Source organism: Centipeda infelix ATCC 43532, assembly GCF_000234095.1.
Lineage (GTDB): Bacteria > Bacillota > Negativicutes > Selenomonadales > Selenomonadaceae > Centipeda > Centipeda infelix.
Genome location: NZ_JH376800.1, coordinates 210,196 through 232,507, shown reverse-complemented (window position 1 = coordinate 232,507; position 22,312 = coordinate 210,196). Strand labels below are relative to the sequence as shown.

Annotated in this window: 19 protein-coding genes; 4 read left to right on the top strand and 15 right to left on the bottom strand. The window is 57.5% G+C overall.

All coding sequences use genetic code 11. The annotated features are described in order from the left end of the window. Positions 1 to 79: 79 nt before the first annotated feature. On the bottom strand, positions 80 to 910 hold the full coding sequence (locus HMPREF9334_RS09940) for an ankyrin repeat domain-containing protein (protein ID WP_245535254.1): 831 nt from the start codon (positions 908 to 910) through the stop codon (positions 80 to 82). Between the two features lie 184 nt (positions 911 to 1,094). Between HMPREF9334_RS09940 and HMPREF9334_RS09935 the strand changes: the two genes are divergently transcribed. Further along, the gene (locus HMPREF9334_RS09935; protein ID WP_006693337.1) at positions 1,095 to 1,607 is read left to right on the top strand and encodes a nitroreductase family protein; all 513 of its coding nucleotides are present in this window, start codon (positions 1,095 to 1,097) and stop codon (positions 1,605 to 1,607) included. Positions 1,608 to 1,660: 53 nt separating this feature from the next. Here the strand turns inward: HMPREF9334_RS09935 and eno are convergent, their stop codons facing one another. From eno to HMPREF9334_RS09900, 7 genes are all read right to left on the bottom strand, one after another. After that, positions 1,661 to 2,965 (bottom strand): phosphopyruvate hydratase, encoded by a 1,305-nt coding sequence (gene eno, locus HMPREF9334_RS09930; RefSeq protein ID WP_006693336.1) that lies wholly within the window; start codon positions 2,963 to 2,965, stop codon positions 1,661 to 1,663. Between the two features lie 487 nt (positions 2,966 to 3,452). After that, positions 3,453 to 4,232 carry a ZIP family metal transporter gene (locus HMPREF9334_RS09925; RefSeq protein WP_006693335.1) on the bottom strand — a complete coding sequence of 260 codons (780 nt, stop codon included), beginning with the start codon at positions 4,230 to 4,232 and terminating at the stop codon, positions 3,453 to 3,455. Positions 4,233 to 4,409: 177 nt separating this feature from the next. Further along, complete coding sequence (locus HMPREF9334_RS09920; RefSeq protein ID WP_006693334.1) at positions 4,410 to 5,081, bottom strand: response regulator; 672 nt, start codon at positions 5,079 to 5,081, stop codon at positions 4,410 to 4,412. Positions 5,082 to 5,145: 64 nt separating this feature from the next. Further along, positions 5,146 to 6,435 carry a type II secretion system protein GspD gene (locus HMPREF9334_RS09915; RefSeq protein ID WP_006693333.1) on the bottom strand — a complete coding sequence of 430 codons (1,290 nt, stop codon included), beginning with the start codon at positions 6,433 to 6,435 and terminating at the stop codon, positions 5,146 to 5,148. Between the two features lie 5 nt (positions 6,436 to 6,440). Further along, complete coding sequence (locus HMPREF9334_RS09910; protein ID WP_006693332.1) at positions 6,441 to 6,980, bottom strand: hypothetical protein; 540 nt, start codon at positions 6,978 to 6,980, stop codon at positions 6,441 to 6,443. A gap of 138 nt (positions 6,981 to 7,118) precedes the next feature. After that, entirely contained in the window at positions 7,119 to 8,567 is a 1,449-nt protein-coding gene (locus HMPREF9334_RS09905; RefSeq protein WP_006693331.1) for a glucose-6-phosphate isomerase, read from the bottom strand. Between the two features lie 30 nt (positions 8,568 to 8,597). After that, positions 8,598 to 9,953, bottom strand: a complete 1,356-nt coding sequence (locus HMPREF9334_RS09900; RefSeq protein WP_006693330.1) for a phosphohexomutase domain-containing protein — start codon at positions 9,951 to 9,953, stop codon at positions 8,598 to 8,600. Between the two features lie 264 nt (positions 9,954 to 10,217). Between HMPREF9334_RS09900 and HMPREF9334_RS09895 the strand changes: the two genes are divergently transcribed. Continuing rightward, positions 10,218 to 11,174 carry an AEC family transporter gene (locus HMPREF9334_RS09895; protein ID WP_006693329.1) on the top strand — a complete coding sequence of 319 codons (957 nt, stop codon included), beginning with the start codon at positions 10,218 to 10,220 and terminating at the stop codon, positions 11,172 to 11,174. A 15-nt stretch (positions 11,175 to 11,189) separates the two neighbouring features. Then, positions 11,190 to 12,143 carry an AEC family transporter gene (locus HMPREF9334_RS09890; RefSeq protein ID WP_006693328.1) on the top strand — a complete coding sequence of 318 codons (954 nt, stop codon included), beginning with the start codon at positions 11,190 to 11,192 and terminating at the stop codon, positions 12,141 to 12,143. Between the two features lie 72 nt (positions 12,144 to 12,215). Here the strand turns inward: HMPREF9334_RS09890 and HMPREF9334_RS09885 are convergent, their stop codons facing one another. Continuing rightward, positions 12,216 to 14,348, bottom strand: a complete 2,133-nt coding sequence (locus tag HMPREF9334_RS09885) for a methyl-accepting chemotaxis protein (protein ID WP_006693327.1) — start codon at positions 14,346 to 14,348, stop codon at positions 12,216 to 12,218. 104 nt (positions 14,349 to 14,452) lie between these two features. Continuing rightward, positions 14,453 to 14,758 carry a helix-turn-helix domain-containing protein gene (locus tag HMPREF9334_RS09880; protein ID WP_039957520.1) on the bottom strand — a complete coding sequence of 102 codons (306 nt, stop codon included), beginning with the start codon at positions 14,756 to 14,758 and terminating at the stop codon, positions 14,453 to 14,455. 198 nt (positions 14,759 to 14,956) lie between these two features. Between HMPREF9334_RS09880 and HMPREF9334_RS09875 the strand changes: the two genes are divergently transcribed. After that, positions 14,957 to 16,468: a Na+/H+ antiporter NhaC family protein gene (locus tag HMPREF9334_RS09875; RefSeq protein WP_006693326.1), complete on the top strand. Its 1,512-nt coding sequence runs from the start codon at positions 14,957 to 14,959 to the stop codon at positions 16,466 to 16,468. A gap of 89 nt (positions 16,469 to 16,557) precedes the next feature. Here HMPREF9334_RS09875 and HMPREF9334_RS09870 read toward each other — a convergent pair whose 3' ends face one another. From HMPREF9334_RS09870 to rnr, 5 genes are all read right to left on the bottom strand, one after another. Further along, the gene (locus HMPREF9334_RS09870; RefSeq protein ID WP_006693325.1) at positions 16,558 to 16,932 is read right to left on the bottom strand and encodes a DUF488 domain-containing protein; all 375 of its coding nucleotides are present in this window, start codon (positions 16,930 to 16,932) and stop codon (positions 16,558 to 16,560) included. Further along, a complete protein-coding gene (locus HMPREF9334_RS09865; protein ID WP_006693324.1) occupies positions 16,932 to 17,579 on the bottom strand; it encodes a hypothetical protein in 648 nt (215 codons plus the stop codon). The genes HMPREF9334_RS09870 and HMPREF9334_RS09865 overlap by 1 nt, the downstream gene beginning before the upstream one ends. Positions 17,580 to 17,725: 146 nt before the next feature. After that, complete coding sequence (locus HMPREF9334_RS09860) at positions 17,726 to 19,081, bottom strand: amino acid permease (RefSeq protein WP_006693323.1); 1,356 nt, start codon at positions 19,079 to 19,081, stop codon at positions 17,726 to 17,728. Positions 19,082 to 19,093: 12 nt separating this feature from the next. Continuing rightward, complete coding sequence (gene smpB / locus HMPREF9334_RS09855) at positions 19,094 to 19,567, bottom strand: SsrA-binding protein SmpB (RefSeq protein ID WP_006693322.1); 474 nt, start codon at positions 19,565 to 19,567, stop codon at positions 19,094 to 19,096. 9 nt (positions 19,568 to 19,576) lie between these two features. Then, complete coding sequence (gene rnr, locus HMPREF9334_RS09850) at positions 19,577 to 22,294, bottom strand: ribonuclease R (RefSeq protein WP_006693321.1); 2,718 nt, start codon at positions 22,292 to 22,294, stop codon at positions 19,577 to 19,579. Positions 22,295 to 22,312: the final 18 nt, after the last annotated feature.

Here is a 22,312-nt window from a genome sequence, read left to right as displayed (position 1 = left end):
CGCAGTATAACAGACATTTCCTAAAACAGACTGAAAAGGCACAGACAAACAAATGCCTGTGCCTCTCTCATAGATGCCGTCATCTCATACCATACGTCTGGAGGAACCGTGCGCTCTCAAGATCATTGCGGTCGATGCAGTAGTCCACCGCCGTCTTTCCATTCTTATCACGCACCGTAGGATCCGCGCCCGCATCCAGCAACATTTTAAGGAGATTCTGGCGCTCACCCGAGGAAATATACATCCTTGCAAAGTACATCAGCGGTGTTGTGCCGCCCTCACTCGTCGCATAGTTCACATTGATCCCCTGTGCGATGAGATAGCGCATGATGTTGATGTCGTCCGCCGAGGAGCTGAGCGTAAAGATCGCGTTGAAATAGCCGAATCCATAGTCCCACGAAGTCCCGTTGATGTCCGCACCCCAGTTGTGGAGATACTGCACGAGTGTGAGATCGCTGTCCTTTGCCGCCTGTACAAGATAGGAGTGCATGTGGTTTTTATCCCGATGGAAAACATAGCCCTGCACATCCGCGCCGCGCTCCAGGAGGAACTGGATCGTCGTGCGATTGTTTTTCTCAAGCGCTCGCCCGAGCGGGGTTGTCCCCCGCTTTGTGTAGAAGGCGTTGATGTCAACGCCCTTATCGAGCATCAACTGGATCGTATTGTAGTCTGCCTTTTCGATCGCAAGGAACAGCATATTTTCATCGGTTGTGAGCTCGCGATCCACGAACGGCGTCGTAATCTGTCCCGGGATGTAGACGCTCGGGCGCGTGCCCGGAACCGCTGTGGGAGCCGTCGTCGCAGGGGATACCACAGGTGCGTCCGCGAAGAATACCCCGCCCGCCTCCACAGTCGGTGAGAGTAGGCCGCTGGCCGACGTAAGCACAGCTGCCGTCAATGTCGCTGCCATATATTTCTTCATCAAAAGTCCCCCTCCGGTTCAAGCCAAAACACTTGGCACAAAATCTGTACAGTATTAGTAATTCGTGATACACGTTTGATTTCCTCCATATAACCGCGATGTTCCAAAAAATCCCGCCCATTTCTGCCGACTTGTGCTATACTTTAGGAGGTTCATGTAAGGAGGTAATCTTATGGAATTTAATGAACTCATACAGGATCGATTCTCCTGCCGTTCCCTATCGGACAGCGAGATCCCACACGAGGCACTCGGACGCATTTTCGAGGCGGCACGCCTTGCCCCCACCGCAGTCAACAAGCAGCCGTTCAAAGTTTGGGCAGTCGAGAGCCCCGAGGCACGGGCAAAGCTTGCGAAGACAACGAACTACACCTTCGGCGCGGGTGTTTTCCTTGTCGTCGGCGGAAAGAACGAGGACGCATGGGTGCGGCAATACGACGAGCGCAACTTCGCCGACGTGGATGCAAGCATCGTCGCAACCTACATCATGCTCGCCATTCACAATGAGGGACTGCGTTCAACATGGGTCGGACATTTCGACGTACCGAAACTCAAGGAGGCATTCCCTCAGATGGCAGACTATGACCTCATCGCCATCTTCCCCATCGGGTACGCTACGGAGAAGGGCGTTCCCTCGGCACGCCACACACAGCGAAAACCTGCGGTGGAGATTGTAGAGGTGCTGTAAACACAAGAATCCCCCACCGACGGTGGGGGATTTTTCATCCGTAATGGAAGATCTTACTTCATGAAGCTGAACGCACGCTTGCCCGGATAGACCGCGCTGCCGCCGAGCTGCTCCTCGATGCGCAGGAGCTGGTTGTACTTCGCGACGCGCTCGGAACGGGACGGTGCACCCGTCTTGATCTGCGCGGTGTTGAGTGCGACCGCAAGATCGGCGATCGTCGTGTCCTCGGTCTCGCCCGAGCGGTGCGACGTGACCGCTGTGTAACCCGCCTTGTGCGCCATCTTGATCGCCTCAAGCGTCTCGGAGACCGAACCGATCTGGTTGAGCTTGATGAGGATGGAGTTGCCTGCGCCGAGCTCGATGCCCTTCTTCAGACGCTCCGTGTTCGTGACGAAGAGATCGTCGCCAACGAGCTGAACCTTGTGACCGAGCGCCTTCGTCATCGCCTTCCAACCATCCCAGTCCTCCTCATCCAGACCATCTTCGATGGAGTAGATCGGATACTTGTCAACGAGGGACTCCCAATGCTTGATGAGCTCATCGGACGTGAACTTCTTGCCGGACTTCGGCTGATGGTAGAAGCCCTTACCCTTCTCCTTGTCCTTCCACTCAGACGATGCGGCATCCATCGCAAGGACGAAATCCTGACCGGGCTTGTAGCCGGCGTTCTCGATCGCCTTGAGGATGTGCTCGATCGTGTCCTCATCGGAGTCGAGGTCAGGCGCAAATCCGCCCTCGTCGCCGACCGCCGTCGTCTTGCCGGCCTTCTTGAGAAGGGACTGCAGGGAGTGGAACACCTCGGTCGACCAGCGCAGTGCTTCACGGAACGTCGGTGCACCTGCGGGCATAATCATGAACTCCTGCGTATCCACGGAGTTCGATGCGTGTGCGCCGCCGTTGAGAATGTTCATCATCGGAACAGGCAGAACGTTCGCCTGCAGTCCGCCAAAGAAGCGATAGAGCGGAATATCCTCAGACTTTGCCGCCGCATCCGATGCTGCAATCGAAACCGCGAGAATCGCGTTTGCACCGAGCTTGGACTTATCCTTCGTGCCGTCCACGTCGAACATCGCCTGATCGACCGCATAGATATCGCTCGCTTCGATACCAATGAGCGCGGGCGCAATCTTCGCGTTCACATTCTCGACTGCCTTCGAGACGCCCTTGCCGCCGAACTTCGTTTTGTCACCGTCACGCAGCTCCAGAGCCTCAAACTCACCCGTCGATGCACCCGAAGGTGAGGCACCGCGACCAACCGTGCCGTCCTCGAGAACGACCTCCGCCTCGACCGTCGGATTGCCGCGCGAATCAATGATCTCACGGCCAATAACCTGAGCAATTCTTAAGTAATCACGCATGTATATTCCTCCTCATCCTAACAAAGGGAGCATCCCTTCCGAATACGCGAATCAAACGCGCGTATTCTCCTTCTCAATATTATACGTTTTTCCTCAGAAAAAAGCAATGCACGAACAGCGCACAACGTCAATTATCAATATCTTTATCGGAAAATTTTTTGAAACCACGAAGCCTCTCCAACTATAACGAAAAAACTCGGCAAAAATTTATTATTACTACCGCTTTTTCCTTATTGTGTGACTTAGGTTACAAATTTCTCAAAAATAATATGATATAATACAGATGTCGACAGGAGTACGAAACGTCCTCCCCGACATTTTCTCCTGTTGACCATCCCTCTAAGGAACGTTTCCCTGCGTTCCTCTTGTAAGGAAAATACCCTTACACCCCATTTCTCAAGCCGCAGGTTTTTCCCGACCTGCGCGCATCCCTTTCCAGGAAAAAGAGCCGTTTGGCGTATGCCAACGGCTCTTTTTCTTTCTTGTTTTATCCCAGAGTTACATCCAGCATCATCATGAGCGAGAAGCCCACAGCAAACGAAACCACGCCCACATCCGAATGCTCGCCCTCGCTCATCTCCGGAATTAACTCCTCCACCACGACATAGAGCATCGCCCCCGCCGCAAACGCAAGCGCATAGGGCAGGATCGGTACAATGAGTGCCGTCGCAGCAATCGTAAGTGCACCGCCGATTGGCTCGACCGCGCCCGAGAGCACACCGCCGCCGAAGGCACGCCATTTCCCCATGCCAGCCGCACGCAGCGGCATGGAGATGATCGCCCCCTCGGGAAAATTCTGAATTGCAATACCGAGTGAGAGTGCGAGTGCCGCGCCGAGCGTAATACTCTCGCTGCCGCTCAGCCAACCTGCATAGATCGCACCGACCGCCATTCCCTCGGGAATATTGTGGAGCGTCACCGCGAGACAGAGCATCGTCGTCCGCGAGAGCCGGCTGTGCGGTCCCTCTGCTTTCTGTGCATTCATATGCAGATGCGGGATGATATGATCGAGCGCGAGGAGGAAGAGTGTCCCTGCCCAGAATCCAACCACAGCGGGAATAAACGCATACTGCCCCATATCAGCCGCGCCCTCCATCGCCGGGATCAGCAGACTCCAGATCGACGCCGCCACCATCACACCTGCGGCAAATCCCGTCAACCCGCGCTGCACATTGCGGTTGAGCGCCCCCTTCAGGAAGAAGACGCAGCCCGCACCGAGTGTCGTGCCGATGAACGGTATCATGAGCCCTTGGAAAATTTCCAGCATAAAATTCACCTCATGCCGGATATTATAGCACGTTCCATTTTTATCGACAAATGATAATTTTTTTCATGACTTATACTCCACCGCTTTATTGTCAAGGCTGAAATCCACGAGGTACATCGATGAAGTACGGCAAAAGAAACAGCTCGCACCATCATTGTGTGCGAGCCGCTTTTCGTGTTACTCCAGCGTAACAATCTTATTTTTCAGTACATAGACGAGTGCCTGTGTGCGGTCGTTGACCTTGAGCTTGTGGAAGATGCTCGTGAGGTGGTTCTTGACGGTCTTTTCACTCAGCCCGAGTGCCTTGCCGATGTCCTGATTCGAGAGCCCCTTCGCGATGCAGCCGAGCACGTCCATCTCACGTGGGGTGAGGCGTTCGCCGCGGCTCTCGTCCCAGATCTCCTTTGCCATGCGGCTGACATCGCCGCAGACCGCCGGAGAGCCGAACAAGCGCTCTGCGAGTTTCGGATAGACAAACGGGTTGCCCTCGTTGACCATGTGAATTGCCTTGATGAGGACGTTTGGCTCGACATCCTTGAGCAGGTAGCCGAGCGCACCATTCTTCAAGAGTTCGAGAACGTAGTTGTCGCTGTCATGAATCGTGAGCGCAATGATTTTCGCACGCGAACGCGCCTGTTTGAGCTGCTTTGTGACCTCCAGCCCCGTCAGCCCCGGCATGTTGATGTCGAGGAGAAGAATATCGGGCTTCAGCATGAGCGTGCGTGCGAGGGCTTCCTGCCCGTCTTCCGCTTCGCCGACCACCTCGAGATCATCCTCGAAGTTCAGCACACGCTTGATTCCCTGACGCAGCAGGGCGTGATCGTCTGCAAGTAATATCCTGATTGCCACTGACATCTCCTCTTTTCCATTGCATCCTGCAAATAACGGGAAGCACAAATACATTTGTGCTTCCCTATCCTTCATCCAGCACATGTGCTGTGAGAAAAATCATGAGTTCGGTCTCGGTCTTGCTCGTCCGCACGGAGCGAAAAAATGCACCGAGCACGGGTATGTCGCCGAGAAACGGAATCTTCGCGAGAGAACGCGACTCGTCGCTGTCGATGAGCCCGCCGATCACCATGGTCTCACCGTCTCGGAGGCGCACGGTAGTGTCCGCGCTCCGCTTCTGAAATCGGTACGCCTTGATATCCTCGACAAAGACGGGCGTACTCACCTCTGTATGCACGCGTGCGACAATGTGCCCATCCTCCGTAACGCGCGGCGTATAGCGCAGGATAATTCCCGCCTCACGGTAGTCAATGCCCGTCGTAGTGACGTTGTTCGAGGTCGATACGCGCGGCACGGGCACCTCCGCACCGATGTTGATGAGCGCCTCGTGTCCCTGTACCGTGGTGATATTCGGACGCGCGAGCATCTTTGCCCGCCCATCCGTGATGAGTGCACGAATCGTCGCAGAGTAGTAGAACTCGTAGGGAATGCCCTCGGGACCTCTGCCAAAGCGGATAATTCCCCCGGTGGCTGCGCCCGCATTGCGTTCCCTGACCTGCCAGTCTCCCGCTGCGCCGCGTCCGACCTTTGGGTACTGCGGCAATGCCGACCATGCCCAATCGATGCCGAGCTCCTTTGCCGCCTGCTTGGAAACGGCGACAACCCGTGCCTCGAGAGATACCTGTTTGGGTACGACATCGAGTGCCGAGATAATTTCGCGCACGGAAAGAGCCTCAGATTCCGTCCCGTAAAAGAGAAGCGTATTTGTTGCCCGATCGACGAGAACACGCCGCTGTACATCGGTATTGGTATCAGAATCTGAGTCCCGACTCCCTCTCTCTTCGTTAGTTTTCGACACAATCGCCCGTTTTCCTTCACCCGTGAGGGATAAATTTGCGGCGTGCGCGAGTTCCTCGGGGTCGCCATAGCGCACGCGATAGGTGTGTACACGTCGATTCTCCGCACGTGTATCGGGTGCGAGTGCAAGAAACACCGTCCCATGCCGTTCGATCTGAATTCCACGCGCGGCAGCAACGAGGCGCAGCACCTCCTCCCCCTCGCCCGTGAGATGTACCGTCACCGAGCCGGTCACACTATCGTCGACGATGAGCGGGATGCCTCCCATGCGTGCCACCGCGAGCAGAACGGCACGCACATCGCCGCCCGTCACATCAATTGTTACGGGCGCGGCAAAGACAGGAACGGGAAGGAGGAGGATTCCCGCAAACGCCATCATCGTCAGCCATCGTTTCATACCGTCTACTCCCTTGTCAGTGTGATTGTCCCCGATGCAGAATCCAGTGTCGCGGAGGTATTCGAAAGCGCACGGAGCGTATGCCCCTGCCACGTCTCTCCGATACCGAGTGCCACACCATCCGCGCCCCGTGCGAGGATGGCAATGCGTGTGCCGTCCACCCCCGTCACCACACCGCGCAGAACGAGCGGCGGCTGTGCAGGAGACGGGACACGCACCGCAGCCGAAACTTGTGCAGGCAACGGTGCAGGATGCGGCAGCAGCATCTTCGTTTTGATCTCCACAGCCTCAGCAGCAGAGGAGATTTCACCACGCCGCTCATGTGCATCGGTAAACGGATTTCGCAAAGCCGTGCGCTTTGCCGCAGCCGATAGTCCCGTAATCTCCAACGCGGGCGGCGGCGTTGTTTCGATGTGCTGTACGATGGCGACAGGCACATCGTCATCCGCCCACAGGAGATACCCGCCGCACGCCGCACACCATAACGAAGCACCAACGAGTCCCCACTGGCGCAAGGACAAATCATTCAGAGATGTGCGCGACATTCCGACCCCAATCTTCCTTCCAAAACGCAGAAAAGGGCTGCTGCACGAAGTTATTCGCTTCGTGCAGCAGTCCTCCCCTTCTGCCACCTCCACCGCTTACGCGGCTCTCTCCCCGTTTACAGGGGAGACTTGGGGATATTACCCCTTCAACGCCTGGAGCTTTGGCCCCATGATGCGCTTGTACGCCTCCACGCCCGGCTGATCGAATGCGTCCACATCCGCGAGTTCGCCCTCGTAGGCGATCGACATCGCGAGCAGATAGAGCAGCTCGCCGAGATGGTACGGTGTCAGCTCCGGCAGTCCAAAGACCGCACTGTAACGCTTGTTCGACGCGAGTGCGTCCGCGTTCGACTGACGTGCAACCTCAAGTGCCTCGCCCATCGTTACGCCCGCAATATCCGCGAGCTTCTTGACCTCGGGGAACGCGTTCGGGATCACGAGATCATCCGCCCACTTGTCGATGCGGATAAACTGCACCACCTTGTTGAGCTTTCCCTCCTGGTGCTGCTGCGTCTGTGCATGCATATCGGTCGTACCGACAGCAACGACCGGTGTGCGCCCGTAGCAGACCTCCTTGCCCTCCTTGTTGAACTGCTTGCCGAGCGACTCGGCGAGCAGCTGGATGTACCACTCGGAGACCGATTTCAGATAGTCGCCGTAGGGCATCATAACCTCGATGTCGCGCCCGTGCTTTTCCGATGCTGCAAATTTCAGCACCGCATTGAGCATGGCGGGGTTCTGCCAGAGGTCATCGTTCTGACACGCCTGATCCATGCCACGCGCACCCGCGAGGAAGCTCTCGATGTCAAAGCCAATGCACGCAGCGAGTGTCAGCCCGACCTCGGTGAACACGGTGAAGCGTCCGCCCACGCCGTCCGGTACGGCGAACTGCTTCCACCCCTTGTCGATTGCGAGCTTCTTGAGCAGCGTCGGCTTCTCCTCATTCGGGTCGGTGACAGCGACCACCTCGACCTCAACATTGTCCGCCTTCATGAACGCGTCATACATCCCCATGAAGTTCGACATCGTATCGAGTGTACCGCCCGACTTCGAGATGACGAGGAGCATGATGCGCAGCGGTCCTGCACCGTTCTTCTTCTTGATCTGCGCGACATCCTTCAGGTGGTTGATAATATCGCCCGTGCGGCGCGGGTCGATGTTGTTGCCGCTGAAATAGATGCGCGGATAGTTCTCGCGCTGCTCGTTCGAGAGTGAGTTCCAGAGCTCTCCGCAGTGCACATCGAACAGCACCTTGTTCCCGAGGAATGAGCCGCCGATGCCGAGCGAGATCACGACATCCGTGTTCTCCTGCGCGTGCTTGCCGAGTTCCTTGAGCCGTGCAATCGACGCGGGCGAGTTAATATGTCCATCGGCGATGTACGGGGTCTGCGAAAACAGCACCTTCTCCGGCTCGCCGTCCTTCGAGAGATGCGCACGGATAAAGCCCTTCTCGCGCATGACCTTCATCGCCTCATGCGCCTTCTTGAGATCATCCGCATAGAACGCGAGGTCGGCATCCGTCACCTTGCCCTCGCCATAGAGATTGTCATAGTCGAATGTAAAACCGGATTTCAGTACAAGACTCATCAAAACACTCCTTCCTGTACCAATGCATTGTCAGGCACGAATCTCTGCAAGCAGTTCGTCCGTCTTCTCCTTGAGCAGTGCCTTATCCTGCCGCGTCTCGACGTTCAGGCGGATGACCGGCTCCGTGTTAGACATACGCAGATTGAACCGCCACTTGTCGAACTCGATGGACACGCCGTCCACCTTCGTCACCTTGCCGCCTGCGCCGTACTTCGCCTCGATGCGATCCATGATCGCCTTCGCGTCCGTGACCTTACTGTTGATCTCACCCGAGGTCGGATAGCGATCCATGCGTGCCTGCATCAGTTCGGAGAGGGTCTTTCCGCCCGACGCACTCATCAGCTCCGCCACGAGCAGCCACGGGATCTGACCGCTGTCACAGTAGGAGAAATCACGGAAATAGTGATGTGCGCTCATCTCGCCGCCGTAGATCGCGTTGACCTCACGCATCTTGTCCTTGATGAACGCGTGCCCGCTCTTGCACATGACAGGCTTGCCGCCGAGCTGCTCGGCAATCTCGATCGTGTTCCAGACAAGGCGCGGATCGTAGATCACGCTCGCCCCCTTGTTCTTCTTCAGGAACGCTTCGGAGAGGAAGCCGACCATATAGTAGCCCTCAATGAAGCCGCCCTTCTCGTCGAAGAGGAAACAGCGGTCAAAGTCGCCGTCCCACGCTACGCCAAAGTCCGCGCCCGTCTCGCGCACAACCTTCGCCGTCGCCTCGCGGTTCTCCTGCAGGATCGGGTTCGGTACGCCGTTCGGGAAATTGCCGTCCGGCTCATTGTAGACCTTGACCAGCTCGAACGGGAGGAACTTCTCCATCGCGTTGATGATGGGCCCCGCCGCACCGTTGCCCGTGTTGACGACGATCTTGTAGGGCTTGAGCTTGCTCACATCGACATAGGTGAGGATGTGCTTGACATATTCATCGAGAATATCCACCTGCTCAATCTTGCCGGGTACGGCTGCAGGCGCGGGATACGTCTCGCCGACCGCCATCGCCGCAATATCCTTGAGCCCCGTATCGCTCGAGATCGGACGCGACTCGGCACGCACGAACTTCATGCCGTTGTACTGCTTCGGGTTGTGGCTCGCCGTAATCATGATACCGCCGCCAAGCTTCAGATGCGCCGTCGCAAAGTAGATCATCTCCGTGCCGCACTGCCCGATGTCCACAACATCACAGCCCGCCTCCATGAGTCCCTTTGCGAGCGCATCGCGGATCGCAGGACCGGAGAGACGAATGTCATGTCCGATGGCGACCTTCTTCGCACCGAATAGCGTGGGGAAACTGCGACCGACGCGGTAAGCGAGCTCCTCGTTCACCTCATCGGGATAGATGCCGCGTACATCGTATGCGCCAAACCCCTTGTCTGTCACTGCCATGTGATATCCCCTCCTCCATGGGAGCACCTCTTCGGTGTCCCATACAAACCCATCCGCTCTCACGAGACGCAGGGTCATAACAAAACACTAAACAATATAAGATAACTATTCGCCGCTCTTTGCTTTTTTTCCTCTCTCCACATCAAAATCTTACGAACTTTTCCCTCTTTTCTCTATTGTGTGTAAGGGTCTGAAATATTTACAACGCCCATAACTTGTGCTAGGATGAACCCACCGAATTTGCTTGGGAAGGTTGGGGAAATTATGGATGAAATTAGTGCTCGTCTTGTCTATCTCCTCACCGATCTGATTCTGCCGCTCATCGTCGGCTATCTGCTCTATCGGCGGCAGCTACTCACGGACACTGCGGTCAATCGGCTCATCCGCATTAACGTCGTTGTCTTCTTTACGCTGCTGTCTCTCTTCAGTTTCTGGGCACTCCCGCTCACACATGACCTCCTCATGCTGCCCGCGTTCTTCGCCTTCATCATACTCTTTCCGGGTTTTCTCAGCTGGCGTTTCCTCGGACGGCGATTTCACAGCCCCATCAATCGCGGCACACATCTCATCTCCGCACTGCTCTCGAACATCGGCACACTCGGCGGTATCTGTGCCTACATCATCTACGGCGAGCGTGGCTTCGCCTACGCGCAGATCGGCGGGGCGTGCCAGAATCTGGTGCTCGTGCTGCTCGCATTCCCCATCGCACAGTATTACTGCCTCCTGCATAAGTCACGCGGATGCACAGCACGCCTCGATGGGCGCGGCTTTCTCGGGCTGCTCGTCTCGTGGAATCAGCTCAGCATCCTCGGTATGGCGGCGGGACTTCTGCTGAATGCGGGCGGCATTGTACGCCCTCCCGTACTTTCGGAGGCATTTTCCTACATCATCCACATCTCCGCATGGTTCGCCATGCTGCCCGTTGGCTCGCTCATCAATTTTCACCGCGCGCGGCACTTCGTCTACCTGACGCTTGACATGATCTTCCTGCGTTTCCTCGTCGTCCCGCTCGTCACCTTCACGGCGGCGCGTCTTTTGATCAGCGACCCGATCGTACAAAACGCACTCGTCATCTTTGCAAGCGTCCCCGCTGCGATCAACGCGACGCTCACGGCGCGTCTCTATCACCTCAACGTCGATTATACGATTGCCGTCTTCCTTGTCACCACCGTTCTCTATCTCACGATCCTATTCCCTGTGACATTTTTCCTGTTTCGGTAGAAAGAAGTATTTCCTATGGACAATCCTGATTTCCGCATCATCTATCTCTTTACCGACCTCCTCGCGCCCCTCATCGTCGGATGCCTCCTCTATCGGCACGGGAAAATCTCCGACGCACTCATCAGCCGCATCCTGCGCCTGAACGTCATCATCATCTACACTGTACTCGCCCTCATGAGCTGCTGGACGCTGCCGATCTCGTGGGATCTCGCACTCATCCCGATCTACGGCATCCTCATCGTCCTCTTCCCGGGACTCGTCGGCTGGGCATTTTTCATTCGTAAATATCGGAGTCCGCTCGATCGCGGCGCATACCTCGCGAACGCGATGATGTCCAACATCACTACCCTCGGCGGTGTCTGTGCCTACATCATCTACGGCGAACAGGGCTTTGCCTACGCCCAGATCATGGGCATCTTTCAGACACTGATGCTTGTACTTGCCGTATTTCCGATGGCACAGTATTACTATCTGCAGCATAAAAATCATGGGCGCGGCGGCAAGATTCACATGCGGTTCCTCGACATCTTCCTCTCGTGGAACCAGCTCAGCATCCTCGGCATGGCGGCAGGGCTTGCACTCAACGCCGCAGGCATCGAACGCCCGCCCGCAGTCGGTACGGCGTTCGAGGGGCTGATCCACTTCGGCGCATGGTTCGGCATGCTCCCCGTCGGCGCACTCGTCAACCTCCACCGTGCACGCCGTTACGCGCCCTACACCCTCGATCTCTTCGCCCTGCGCTTTCTCATCCTGCCCGTGTTTATGATGGCGATCACCTATCCCTTCGTTAACGATCCTGTCCTCCTCGGTGCAATTCTCGTCTTCTCCGTCACACCCGGTGCGATCAACTCCGTCACAGCGGCAAAGCTCTATCACCTCAACGTGGATTACACCATCTCGGGATTCCTCACCACGAGCATCGCATTCTTCTTTCTCATCTATCCCGCACTGTTCTTCCTGCTGCGGTAAAACCGTACATATGCAAAAGCCCTGCCGCATTCCTGCGGCAGGGCTTTTCAATGTCAATTAGGTAACCGACGATCAGACGCGGAAACGCTCGATCTCGTTCTGCAGATCCGTTGCGATCTGCGCGAGGCTCTCGCTCGCCTCGGCGATATCGCCGAGTGCCTGCGTCTGCGTGTCGACGGCGGCCTCTGCCTCATCCGTCGTCACGTCGTTCTCGTTCGCCATATCCATGAGCTTGTTGCTGACAGCGGCGATTGCCTTGTTCTTCTCCGTCAGCTGCTCGGCGGATTCGTTCAGTTTCGTGACGACGCTGTTCGCGCCTTCGACCGCCTCGGCAATCATCTCAAAGCGACGCTGCGTGCGGCCAAGATTGACGTTGCTCTCCTCGACCAGCTTCTTGGAGACCTCCATCGTGTCGACCGCCTGCTGCGACTTCGTCTTGAGCTCACCGATGATGCCGCTGATCTCATCCGTAAAGCCGCGCGACTGCTCGGCGAGCTTGCGGATCTCCTCGGCGACGACAGCAAATCCACGTCCTGCCTCGCCCGCACGCGCTGCCTCGATAGCAGCATTGAGCGCGAGAAGGTTCGTCTGCTCGGAGATGGATTGAATCATCGCGCTCGCCTCTTCGATGCGTTCCGCACTCTGATTCGTCTCCTCGACCACGCGCGAGACCTCCTGCGTAGCATCGGCAGTCTCGGCGGATTTCTTCATGAGGTCGGCGAGGATCTCCGCGCCCTCGGTCTGGCGCTTGTGGATGTTCTCCGTCGCCGCGTTCATCTCCTCCATGACCTTGCGGTTGTTGTCAAGCAGCCCGAGAATCTGATCTGTATGATCGACCGCATCCTGCGTGTCCTTCACCTGTACGCGCGCACTGTCGGCGATGTCGTGGATGCCCTTGCGTACCGTCTCCGCCGAGTGTGCCGTGTTCTGCGCCGTCGCGGTCAGCTCCTCGCTCGTCGCGGCGACTGACTGGGATACCCCGTTGATCTTGCCGATCATATCACGCATACTGTTCGCCATGCGGGTGAGAGATCCGACCATCGAGCCGATCTCGTCCGTGCGGGCGGCGTGTGCACGCACCTTCTCCCCCTTTGTCGGATCCATATCGAGATCCGCGAACCGCGCAAGCGTATCGGATACATCCCCAATGGGAACGATCAGACGGCGCTGGATGAACATCGCAAGCGCGATGACGAGCACCACCGTACAGATCACTGCCAGCACAACAGAGAAGATGACCATCTCGCGCGCGGTTCCGACGAATTTATCCTTGTCCGTAATGGAGAAGACCACCCACGACGTATCCATCCCGTTGTACTGAACCGCATGGTAGACATAGACCGAGTCCTTACCCGTGGTCGGGGAGACCTGCGTTTTTCTGTACGATCCGTCTGAGAAGATTTCCTTCTGCTCTGCCGCATCCAGATGCATGAGTTGGAACGCGTCCTTCATAACCATATCCCGGTTTGTGCCGTGTGCGATGACCTGTCCCTTGCTATCGAGCATGAGGTAGATGTTGTCGGGCGTACTGAGCTTCTCGAACATCTCCTGAACCTTGTCCATGTCGAAGTCGAGCGTGATCGCACCGACAAAACGGCCGTCGACAAGGATCGGCAGACCGATGGAGGCCATGAGTGTTTTCTTGCCGCCGACTTCATCATAGTATGCCGGCGTGAGCGTCGGCTTCGAGGTCTTTGCCGGCTCCGTGTACCACGAGTCCGTATCGTAGCCGGTCGTCGGCTCGAACTCAAGCACACCGCCCTCGCGTCCCACAAACGGAATCACACGCCCCGTCCCGTCGGAGAGCGGGTCGGCCACATGCGCCGCATCCTGCCCGTCGAACGCATTCGGCTCGAATACCACGCCCACCCCGACGAGGTTCGGATTGGACTCCATGACATCTGAGAGCAGGACGTTCAGCGCATCACGGCTGCGTGCCTCCGGCGGCGCCGCCATCAGCGCGTAGATGTGCTGCCGCAGATCCAGTCCCGACTGCTTGACCGACTCATAGCTGCCGATTACGGGACGCACCTTGTCGCCCAGCTCATTGTACTTCGCCTGCGATCCAACGGCGAGGAGTTCATCATAAGCTCTGTAGCCGACGAACGAGACGAGGATCGTCACCATGACGACAATCCCGACGAGTGTGATCGCGTTCAGTTGAAAGCCGATCCCTCGCCCCTTCTTTAGCCCTTGTTCCTGCAAAATATTCTCTCCTTTCCCCCACGCCCGGCCATTCTGACACAGAACGAGGCATCCCTTGCCATAACCGTGCGCAAAGACAGCAGCATTCACTGCCGTCGAAAAAACTACTTCAGTATACGTTCTTTAATTCGCCATGTGCTTATTTTTTCCTGCCTAAGGAAAATTTTATTTATGTGATACACATGATACGTACAAAAGCAGCGACCGCGCACAGCCGCTGCTTTTGTATGCGGAACCTTCCCGCGCCTGATTCCGTTGCGCACGGTGTTGGGCGCACAACAAATTTCCTTGGCAATTTGGGGAGGAGACCAGCCATCGCAGAGTCTTGTCTGGATGATGACTCTTTCTTCGAATGTGAGGTATGCTCCTTTGCGATGCGGCGATTTTGTGATACACTCTAGTTGATCCATAGCGGCTCTCCTTTGGTAGATTGGTCTATTCAACCCTATTTTACCACAAGGCTTCCGCTATGGTCTTTTTATATGTACCACTTAATTTTACAATCTACCGACGTGAATTTTTTCCTGTGAACATTTTGCTAAATCCTGTTTTTTTGTTATAATGGGAGACGGTTTTGTATAATACTATTTAGGGAGTGTATCTAACGCATGACAGCAACCGCATGGTCGATCCTGCCGCCGATCATCACCATCGTCCTCGCGCTCTGGACGAAGGAAGTCTATATGTCGCTCATCATCGGCATCTTCTCGGGCGCAATGCTCTTTGCAGGCGGAAACTTTCTGCAGGCGACGCTGACGATGTTTCAGGTAATGGCGGACAAGGTCGGCAGCAATGTCAACATCCTCGTCTTCCTCGTCATTCTCGGCATCCTCGTCGCTGCCATCACGCGCTCGGGCGCGATGAATGCCTATGGCGAGTGGGCGACGCGCACGATCAAGGGGAAGCGCAGTGCGTCTCTCGTCACGGTGCTGCTCGGCATCGTCATCTTCATCGACGACTATTTCAACTGTCTCACCGTCGGGACGGTCATGCGCCCCGTGACGGACAAGTTCCAGATCGCACGCACGAAGCTCGCCTACATCATTGACGCGACAGCCGCCCCGATCTGCATCATCGCCCCCGTCTCCAGCTGGGCGGCAGCGGTCGGCTCCTCGCTCCCCGCCGATGCACAGATCGACGGCTTTATGCTCTTTTTGCAGACGATCCCGTTCAATCTCTACGCATGGCTCACGATCCTCTTCATGCTCTTCATCATCTGGACGGGGCGCGACTTCGGCGCGATGCGCAGGAGTGTGGAGAAGTCCAACGCACACTTTGAAATCCCAAAGGAATACCAGGACACGGCGGAAGCATCCGCAAGTGCTGCGAGCGAGGGGCGCGGCAAAATGATCGATCTCATGCTCCCCCTCCTCGTGCTGATCGGTGCGTGCATCTACGGGATGCTCTATACGGGCGGCATCCACGAGGGCAACAGCATCGCCGAGGCGTTTGCAAACTGCGACTCGTCCAAGTCGCTCGTGCTCGGCTCGTTCATCGCCTTTGTCTTTACAGGTCTGCTCTATCTGCCGCGCCGCGTCGTCTCGTTCAACGTGTTCTGCGACAGCTTCGGCTGGGGCTTCAAGGCAATGACCCCCGCAATCTTTATCCTCTGCCTTGCGTGGACGCTCTCGGGCATCTGCAGCAAGGAGTATCTCGACCTCGGCGGTTTCGTCGGCTCTGTCGTGCAGGCGAATGCAGGCGTGGTCATGTTCTTGCCGCCGCTCTTCTTCCTCGTTGCGACAGGGCTTGCCTTTGCCACAGGCACGAGCTGGGGGACATTTGGTATCCTCATCCCGATCGCCATCGCCGTCCTCGGACAGACCGCCCCCGATATTCTCGTCGTCTCCGTCGCTGCAATTCTCTCGGGCGCGGTCTGCGGCGACCATGCCTCGCCCATCTCCGACACCACCATTCTCGCCTCGGCAGGAGCACAGTGCCATCATCTCGACCACGTCTCGACGCAGCTCCCCTACGTCGCCATCGTCGCCTCCTGCTCCCTTCTCGGCTACATCGTCGATGGGTTTACCGAGAACGGCTACATTGGTCTTGGTGTCGGCATCGCCGCCCTCGCCGTATTCATGGTTGTCCTCTCCTCGCGCGTGGACTCGGCGGAGAGGTAGTTTCTCAACATAAACGCAAAGAACCGCCAACGGGATATCCCCCATTGGCGGTTCTTTTTCTTTGTTTAGGAAAACACCGATAAACGCCTTTACTTATCCATCATCCCAATCATCCAGTCGCGCAGGACGACCGCCTGATTGATTGCAGGATCCTTCGCACCGTAGAGCAGTGTGACATTCTCTCCTGCCGCAAGGTGTTCCGCGACAGTCGCCATGTGGGTTGGTGCTGCCGTACCGGTCGAGAGCTCCGCACGATATTTTTCAGTAAACTCGGCGAAGCGCTCAGCCTTGTGTCCAAACCATGTGCGCAGCTCCGGCGAAGGGGCAATGTCCTTCCACCAATCTGCGAGCTTCGCACGCTCCTTGGATATGCCGCGCGGCCAGAGACGATCCACCAGCACACGGAATCCATCGTCCGCAGAAATGTCCTCGTAGACCCTCTTGATTCGAATCTGTGCACGCATCATCCTGCCTCCCGTTCCATATATGCACGCACGGAGGGTATCTCCCCCGAGCGCAGCGCATCGATCATCCGAATGATGCGCGGCGGCGGTGTCCACGCCAGAGGGAGGAAGCAGTCCGCACAGCTGTTATACATCATGCGCAGATCATTCTCGGCATGACGGCGCAGGAGTTCGTACTCCGCCTTGCGCCGCTCATAGCGTCGTCCTGCACGCAGATAGCCGACGGAGGTAACTGCGCCCCAGAGCACGAAGTAGTACGCCCATATGAAATGCGGCAAGAACGGTGAGAGCGGGAAATAGACAAGTGCTGCAATCAGTCCGCCGACAAGCGCCCAAAACGCGAAGGACGGACGATGCATACCGCTCTCGATGTAGTCCAGATCGTCAAGAACTTGATAGAGGTTGCTGTGCTGAACAAAATAGTCCTTCAGACGTTCCAATCCATCGATCTGTGCCGTGCGCTCGGTCGGAATTGGCGTGGGAGCGTTCAGTACAATCTCAGCGGGCATTTCCCGTTTGTGCTTTTCCGACCCGTCCGCAATGAAGCTCCATGTCTCAAGCTCGTCGTCGACAAGGGCACGCTGTCCACAGTGCGGGCAAATACGTGTAAGTCCCTCTATTTTCGAGCCGCATTCATTGCAAATCACGTCAATTCCTTCTTACTGTTAAAATTTTATTATATATGATAACACAAATCCTTCTTTTTGTCTAATGAAACCGTCGGTATACATAACAAAGTGGCTGTTGCACGAAGCCTGAAAAGTCTTCGTGCAACAGCCACTTTGCATCGTGATTATTCCTTTTCCCGCCGCTTCTTCGAGCGGTAGCCAAGCCAGAGAACGAGCAGCCATGCGGGCAGAATCAACACGGCGAGCTGCATCCCTGGGAGCTGCGCCATCATGAAGACAACCCCCGCAAGAAATAGGAGACAAGCGTAGTTGATCCACGGGTAAAACGGTGCGCGGAATTTGATGTGTGCACCCTCACGCTCCATCTTTCGCCGGAACTTCAGATGCGTCACGACAATGGTCGTCCAACTGATGACAGCGGCGCAGATCGCAATCGAGATGAGATAGAGGAACACGTCGCCCGGGAAGAAGTAGTTCAGAAACACGACAATGAGCGTGATGCCCGAGGAGATCAGAATGCCGAGCACAGGCACACCACGCACGGAGAGACTTCTCAGCACCTGCGGCGCATCCCCGCGCTGCGCGAGACCGTAAAGCATACGGCTGTTGCTGTAGATCGCAGAGTTGTAGACGGAGATCGCTGCCGTGAGCACGACGAAGTTCAGAATGTGCGCGGCAGCAGGAATACCGATGTTTTGGAAGATCTGTACGAAGGGGCTCGCCTCCATGCCGACCTCGTTCCACGGCCAGAGTGCCATGAGCACCGCCATCGTCCCGACGTAGAAGATCAGGATACGCCAGATGACCTGATTGATCGCCTGCGGGATCGTGCGGTCAGGATCCTCCGCCTCGCCCGCCGTGATGCCGATGAGCTCGATGCCGCCGAACGAGAACATGACAACGGCAGTGCCGAGGAAGAAGCCCCACCAGCCGTTTGGCAAAAAGCCGCCGTGTTCCCAGAGGTTGCTGACGTTCGCAGGGAACGGTGCGCCCGTGACGAGCAGCCAGCCGCCGAGCCCAATCATGAGGACAATCGCCGAGATCTTGACCAGTGCCATCCAGAATTCCATCTCGCCGTATGCGCGGACATTCGTGAGATTGAGCGCGGTGATAACGGCAAGACAGATAAGTGCGGAGAGCCACTGCGGGAGATCCGGCAGCCAGAAATTCATATAGATGCCGACCGCCGCGAGCTCCGCCATGGAGACAATGATGTAGTTGAACCAGTAGTTCCAGCCGGAGAGGAAGCCCGGAAAATCGCCCCAGTATTTGCCCGCATAGTGACTGAACGAGCCGGAGACCGGCTCATCGACCGCCATCTCGCCGAGCATCCGCATGATGAAGAAGATCATGATGCCGCCGAGAAGGTAGGCGAGCATGACCGCAGGTCCCGCGAGTGCGATGGTCGATGCCGAGCCGTAGAAAAGCCCTGTCCCAATCGCTCCGCCGAGTGCGATCATCTGGAGATGTCTGTTCTTGAGCCCGCGTCTGAGTGCGGGCGATGCTTCCTTTTCCTGCATAAATCCTCCGATCTATCCGCGCTGACGGTCCTTTAGCGCCTGCTCCATCTCGCGCTTCGCGTCCTTTGCCTTGAGGCTCTGACGCTTGTCGTAGTTGTGCTTGCCGCTTGCAAGCGCCAGTTCGAGCTTTGCCCGTCCGCGCTTGAAGTAGACCTTCAGCGGGACGAGGGTCATGCCTTTCTCACGCGTCTTGCCGAAGAGCTTCAGAATCTCCGCCTTGTGCATGAGCAGACGACGCACGCGCAGCGGATCGTGGTTGAACTGGTTGCCCTGTTCGTAGGGGCTGATGTGCATATGATCGAGGAAGATCTCCCCGTTCTTGATGTAGGCGTAGCTGTCGCGCAGATTCGCCTTGCCTGCACGCAGGGACTTGACCTCCGTTCCGACGAGTTCCAGCCCTGCCTCGTACGTCTCGTGGATGAAATAGTCGTGACGCGCCTTGCGATTTTCACAGGCAATCTTGACGCTCTCGTTCTTCTTTCCCATCGCAATTCCTCACTCGGCGTTCCCCGTTCCGCCCTCGGTCTTACGGTTCATACGGCGCGTGGGACGCGGCGCACGGTGCGGCTTCTCTGCGGCATCCGCCTCAGGCCTCTGCGAGCGGTAGCCCGGCGGATCCGGCCAGACGGCACTGTTGAGCCCCGTCACCTTGACACGGTGGTAGTCACGCGGACCGCGATCCTCGCCGTAGTCATAGGTTCTGCCGCGCCCGCGTGCACGGTCACGGCGGTCGCCGCCGCTCTGTGCGGTGCGTGCGGGACGCTCACTGCGCCGCTCGCCGTCCGCCTTGGGTGCTGCGGCACGCGGCTTTGCAGGGACGCTCGCAGCAGCTTTGTGCGCCGCACGCTCTCCCTCCTGCACGCGCTTGCCGTGCGTACCATGTGCTCCGCGCGTTTTCTTGCGCCGCTCGGCAGGTGTCGCCTCAATATCGGCGATGATCGGCTCCGCCCTCTTCTCGCCCTTCTTTTTCCGTGAACGACGGCTGCGTCTGCCCGTGGATGTACTTTTCTCCTCAGATGCCTTGGGCTTTGCGGGTGTTTTTGCCGTTTTCACCATATTCGGCTCGTAGACACCGTTGTCCTTTAGCACGAAGTCGAGCGTGCGTGCCTGTACGTCGGCACGCGTGATGATGATGGTCACACGGTCGCCGAGGCGGTAGCGCGTACCCGTACGCTCGCCGACCATCGCATACTGCTCCTCGATGTAGGCGTAGTAGTCGTTCACCATCGTCGAGACGTGTACGAGCCCCTCAACACCATTCTCAAGCTCGACAAAGATGCCGAACGCCGTGACACCGCTGATGACCCCCTCGAAGGTCTCGCCGACGAACTGTGCCATGTACTCGATCTTCTTCATGTCTGTGGTCTCACGCTCCGCCTCGATGGCGATGCGTTCGCGCGCGGAGGAGTGCTCCGCCGCATCGGGCAGCGTGGCACGCAGCCGCTCGCACTTCTCTGCGGGGATGTGTCCCGTGGCAAAGGTCTCGCGCAGGAGACGATGCACAAGGAGATCGGGATAGCGTCGGATGGGTGAGGTGAAATGCGTATAGTAGCGTGCGGCAAGCCCGAAATGTCCAAGGCTCTGCGTCGAGTAGCGTGCCTGCTGCATGGAGCGCAAGGCAACCGCACCGATGATGCGCTCCTCGGGGGCCCCCTTCACACGGTCGAGCACTGCCTGTATGTCACGCGGCTGCACCTTGCCGTCCTCGCCCACGTTCAGGCGCAGACCGAGTGCGGCGAGGAGGCTTTGGAATCGCTCGATCTTCTCACTGTTCGGTGTTTCGTGCACGCGGTAGACGAACGGCTCTTCTTTCAGCTCCATATGACGTGCGACGGTCTCGTTCGCGATGAGCATGCACTCCTCGATGATGGACTCACCGATCGAGCCTGTGCGCTTCACGAGTGCGACAGGGTGTCCCTCCACGTCGAGCTTCACTTTGATCTCGGGCAGCTCGAAGTCAATTGCCCCGCGGCGATGCCGCTTTGCACGCAGTGCCTCACGCAGACGGCGCAGGGTCTCGAGCATCGGACGGATGTCCTCGTTGTCCGAGACAAACGGCTCCTCACCCGCGAGCACCTTGTTCACGAGTGTATAGGTAAGACGACGCGCCACGTGAATAACGCACGGCACGATCTCGTGGCTCCGCACCTCGCCGTCCGCGCCAATCTCCATCTCGCACGCCATCGAGAGGCGGTCAACCCCCTCGTTCAGGCTGCAAATGCCGTTGGACAACTCCTTCGGCAGCATCGGAATCACGCGGTCGACGAGGTAGACGCTCGTCCCGCGCTGCGCCGCCTCCACGTCGAGCGGCTCGCCCGCACGGACGTAGTGGCTGACATCGGCGATGTAGACACCGAGGAAGAAGCCGCCGTCCTTCTCGTACGCATAGATGCCGTCGTCGATGTCCTTCGTGTCCTCGCCGTCGATGGTCACGATGGGGAAGTCGCGGCGGTCGCGCCGTCCCGCATACTCTTCGGGCAGCGGATTCTCGGGGCAGCGCGCAGCCGCTTCCGCCACTGCGGGTGGGAAGTGCTCGTCCAGATTGTACGCACGCATGACGGCGAGCACGTCCACGCCGGGATCGCCCGTCTTGCCGAGCACCTCGATGACGCGTCCCTCGGCACTGCGTCGTTCCTCGGGCCACTTCGTGATCTCTACGACAACCTTGCTGCCCGTCTTTGCGCCGCCGAAGTCCTTTTTCAAAATGAAAATGTCGCGCCCGATCTTCGCGCTGTCGGGCGTGACAAATCCGAATGCCTTGCTGCGCTCGAACGTCCCGACGATGTGCGTATTCGCACGATCGAGAATGCGGATGATCTCGCCCTCACGCGCACGCCCCTCTGTCTCAGACGGCGTAACACGCGCGACCACGCGGTCACCGTGCATGGCTGTCGCAAGCATGGAGCCCGGCACGAAGACATCCGACTCGTCCTCTGTCGCACGCACGTCGGGGATGATAAAGCCGAACCCCTTCGGCGACATGGAGAGCCGCCCCACGACAAGGTTCATGCGGCTCGGCAGCCCATAGAGGCCGCTGCGGTTGCGGATAATCGCCCCATCCGCCTCAAGCGCAGCGAGCGCAGACGAAAGCAGCGGCTCGTCTGCCTCGGACAGACCAAGCCCCGTGCGCACCTCCGCCTCGGGCAGCGGGCGATAGGCGTCCTCCCGCATAAAGGCGTGTACGCGTTCCTTCAACGTATCCAGTTGTTCCATAATCTCCTCTTTTTTCCG

What these genes read in the sequence shown, in the direction of transcription:
- smpB (WP_006693322.1), bottom strand. Translation starts at nt 19,567, where the DNA reads ATGGGAAAGAAGAACGAGAGCGTCAAGATTGCCTGTGAAAATCGCAAG.
- HMPREF9334_RS09925 (WP_006693335.1), bottom strand. Translation starts at nt 4,232, where the DNA reads ATGCTGGAAATTTTCCAAGGGCTCATGATACCGTTCATCGGCACGACA.
- HMPREF9334_RS09910 (WP_006693332.1), bottom strand. Translation starts at nt 6,980, where the DNA reads ATGTCGCGCACATCTCTGAATGATTTGTCCTTGCGCCAGTGGGGACTC.
- HMPREF9334_RS09895 (WP_006693329.1), top strand. Translation starts at nt 10,218, where the DNA reads ATGGATGAAATTAGTGCTCGTCTTGTCTATCTCCTCACCGATCTGATT.
- rnr (WP_006693321.1), bottom strand. Translation starts at nt 22,294, where the DNA reads ATGGAACAACTGGATACGTTGAAGGAACGCGTACACGCCTTTATGCGG.
- HMPREF9334_RS09940 (WP_245535254.1), bottom strand. Translation starts at nt 910, where the DNA reads ATGGCAGCGACATTGACGGCAGCTGTGCTTACGTCGGCCAGCGGCCTA.
- HMPREF9334_RS09875 (WP_006693326.1), top strand. Translation starts at nt 14,957, where the DNA reads ATGACAGCAACCGCATGGTCGATCCTGCCGCCGATCATCACCATCGTC.
- HMPREF9334_RS09900 (WP_006693330.1), bottom strand. Translation starts at nt 9,953, where the DNA reads ATGGCAGTGACAGACAAGGGGTTTGGCGCATACGATGTACGCGGCATC.
- HMPREF9334_RS09860 (WP_006693323.1), bottom strand. Translation starts at nt 19,081, where the DNA reads ATGCAGGAAAAGGAAGCATCGCCCGCACTCAGACGCGGGCTCAAGAAC.
- eno (WP_006693336.1), bottom strand. Translation starts at nt 2,965, where the DNA reads ATGCGTGATTACTTAAGAATTGCTCAGGTTATTGGCCGTGAGATCATT.
- HMPREF9334_RS09935 (WP_006693337.1), top strand. Translation starts at nt 1,095, where the DNA reads ATGGAATTTAATGAACTCATACAGGATCGATTCTCCTGCCGTTCCCTA.
- HMPREF9334_RS09905 (WP_006693331.1), bottom strand. Translation starts at nt 8,567, where the DNA reads ATGAGTCTTGTACTGAAATCCGGTTTTACATTCGACTATGACAATCTC.
- HMPREF9334_RS09915 (WP_006693333.1), bottom strand. Translation starts at nt 6,435, where the DNA reads ATGAAACGATGGCTGACGATGATGGCGTTTGCGGGAATCCTCCTCCTT.
- HMPREF9334_RS09870 (WP_006693325.1), bottom strand. Translation starts at nt 16,932, where the DNA reads ATGCGTGCACAGATTCGAATCAAGAGGGTCTACGAGGACATTTCTGCG.
- HMPREF9334_RS09880 (WP_039957520.1), bottom strand. Translation starts at nt 14,758, where the DNA reads ATGGATCAACTAGAGTGTATCACAAAATCGCCGCATCGCAAAGGAGCA.
- HMPREF9334_RS09890 (WP_006693328.1), top strand. Translation starts at nt 11,190, where the DNA reads ATGGACAATCCTGATTTCCGCATCATCTATCTCTTTACCGACCTCCTC.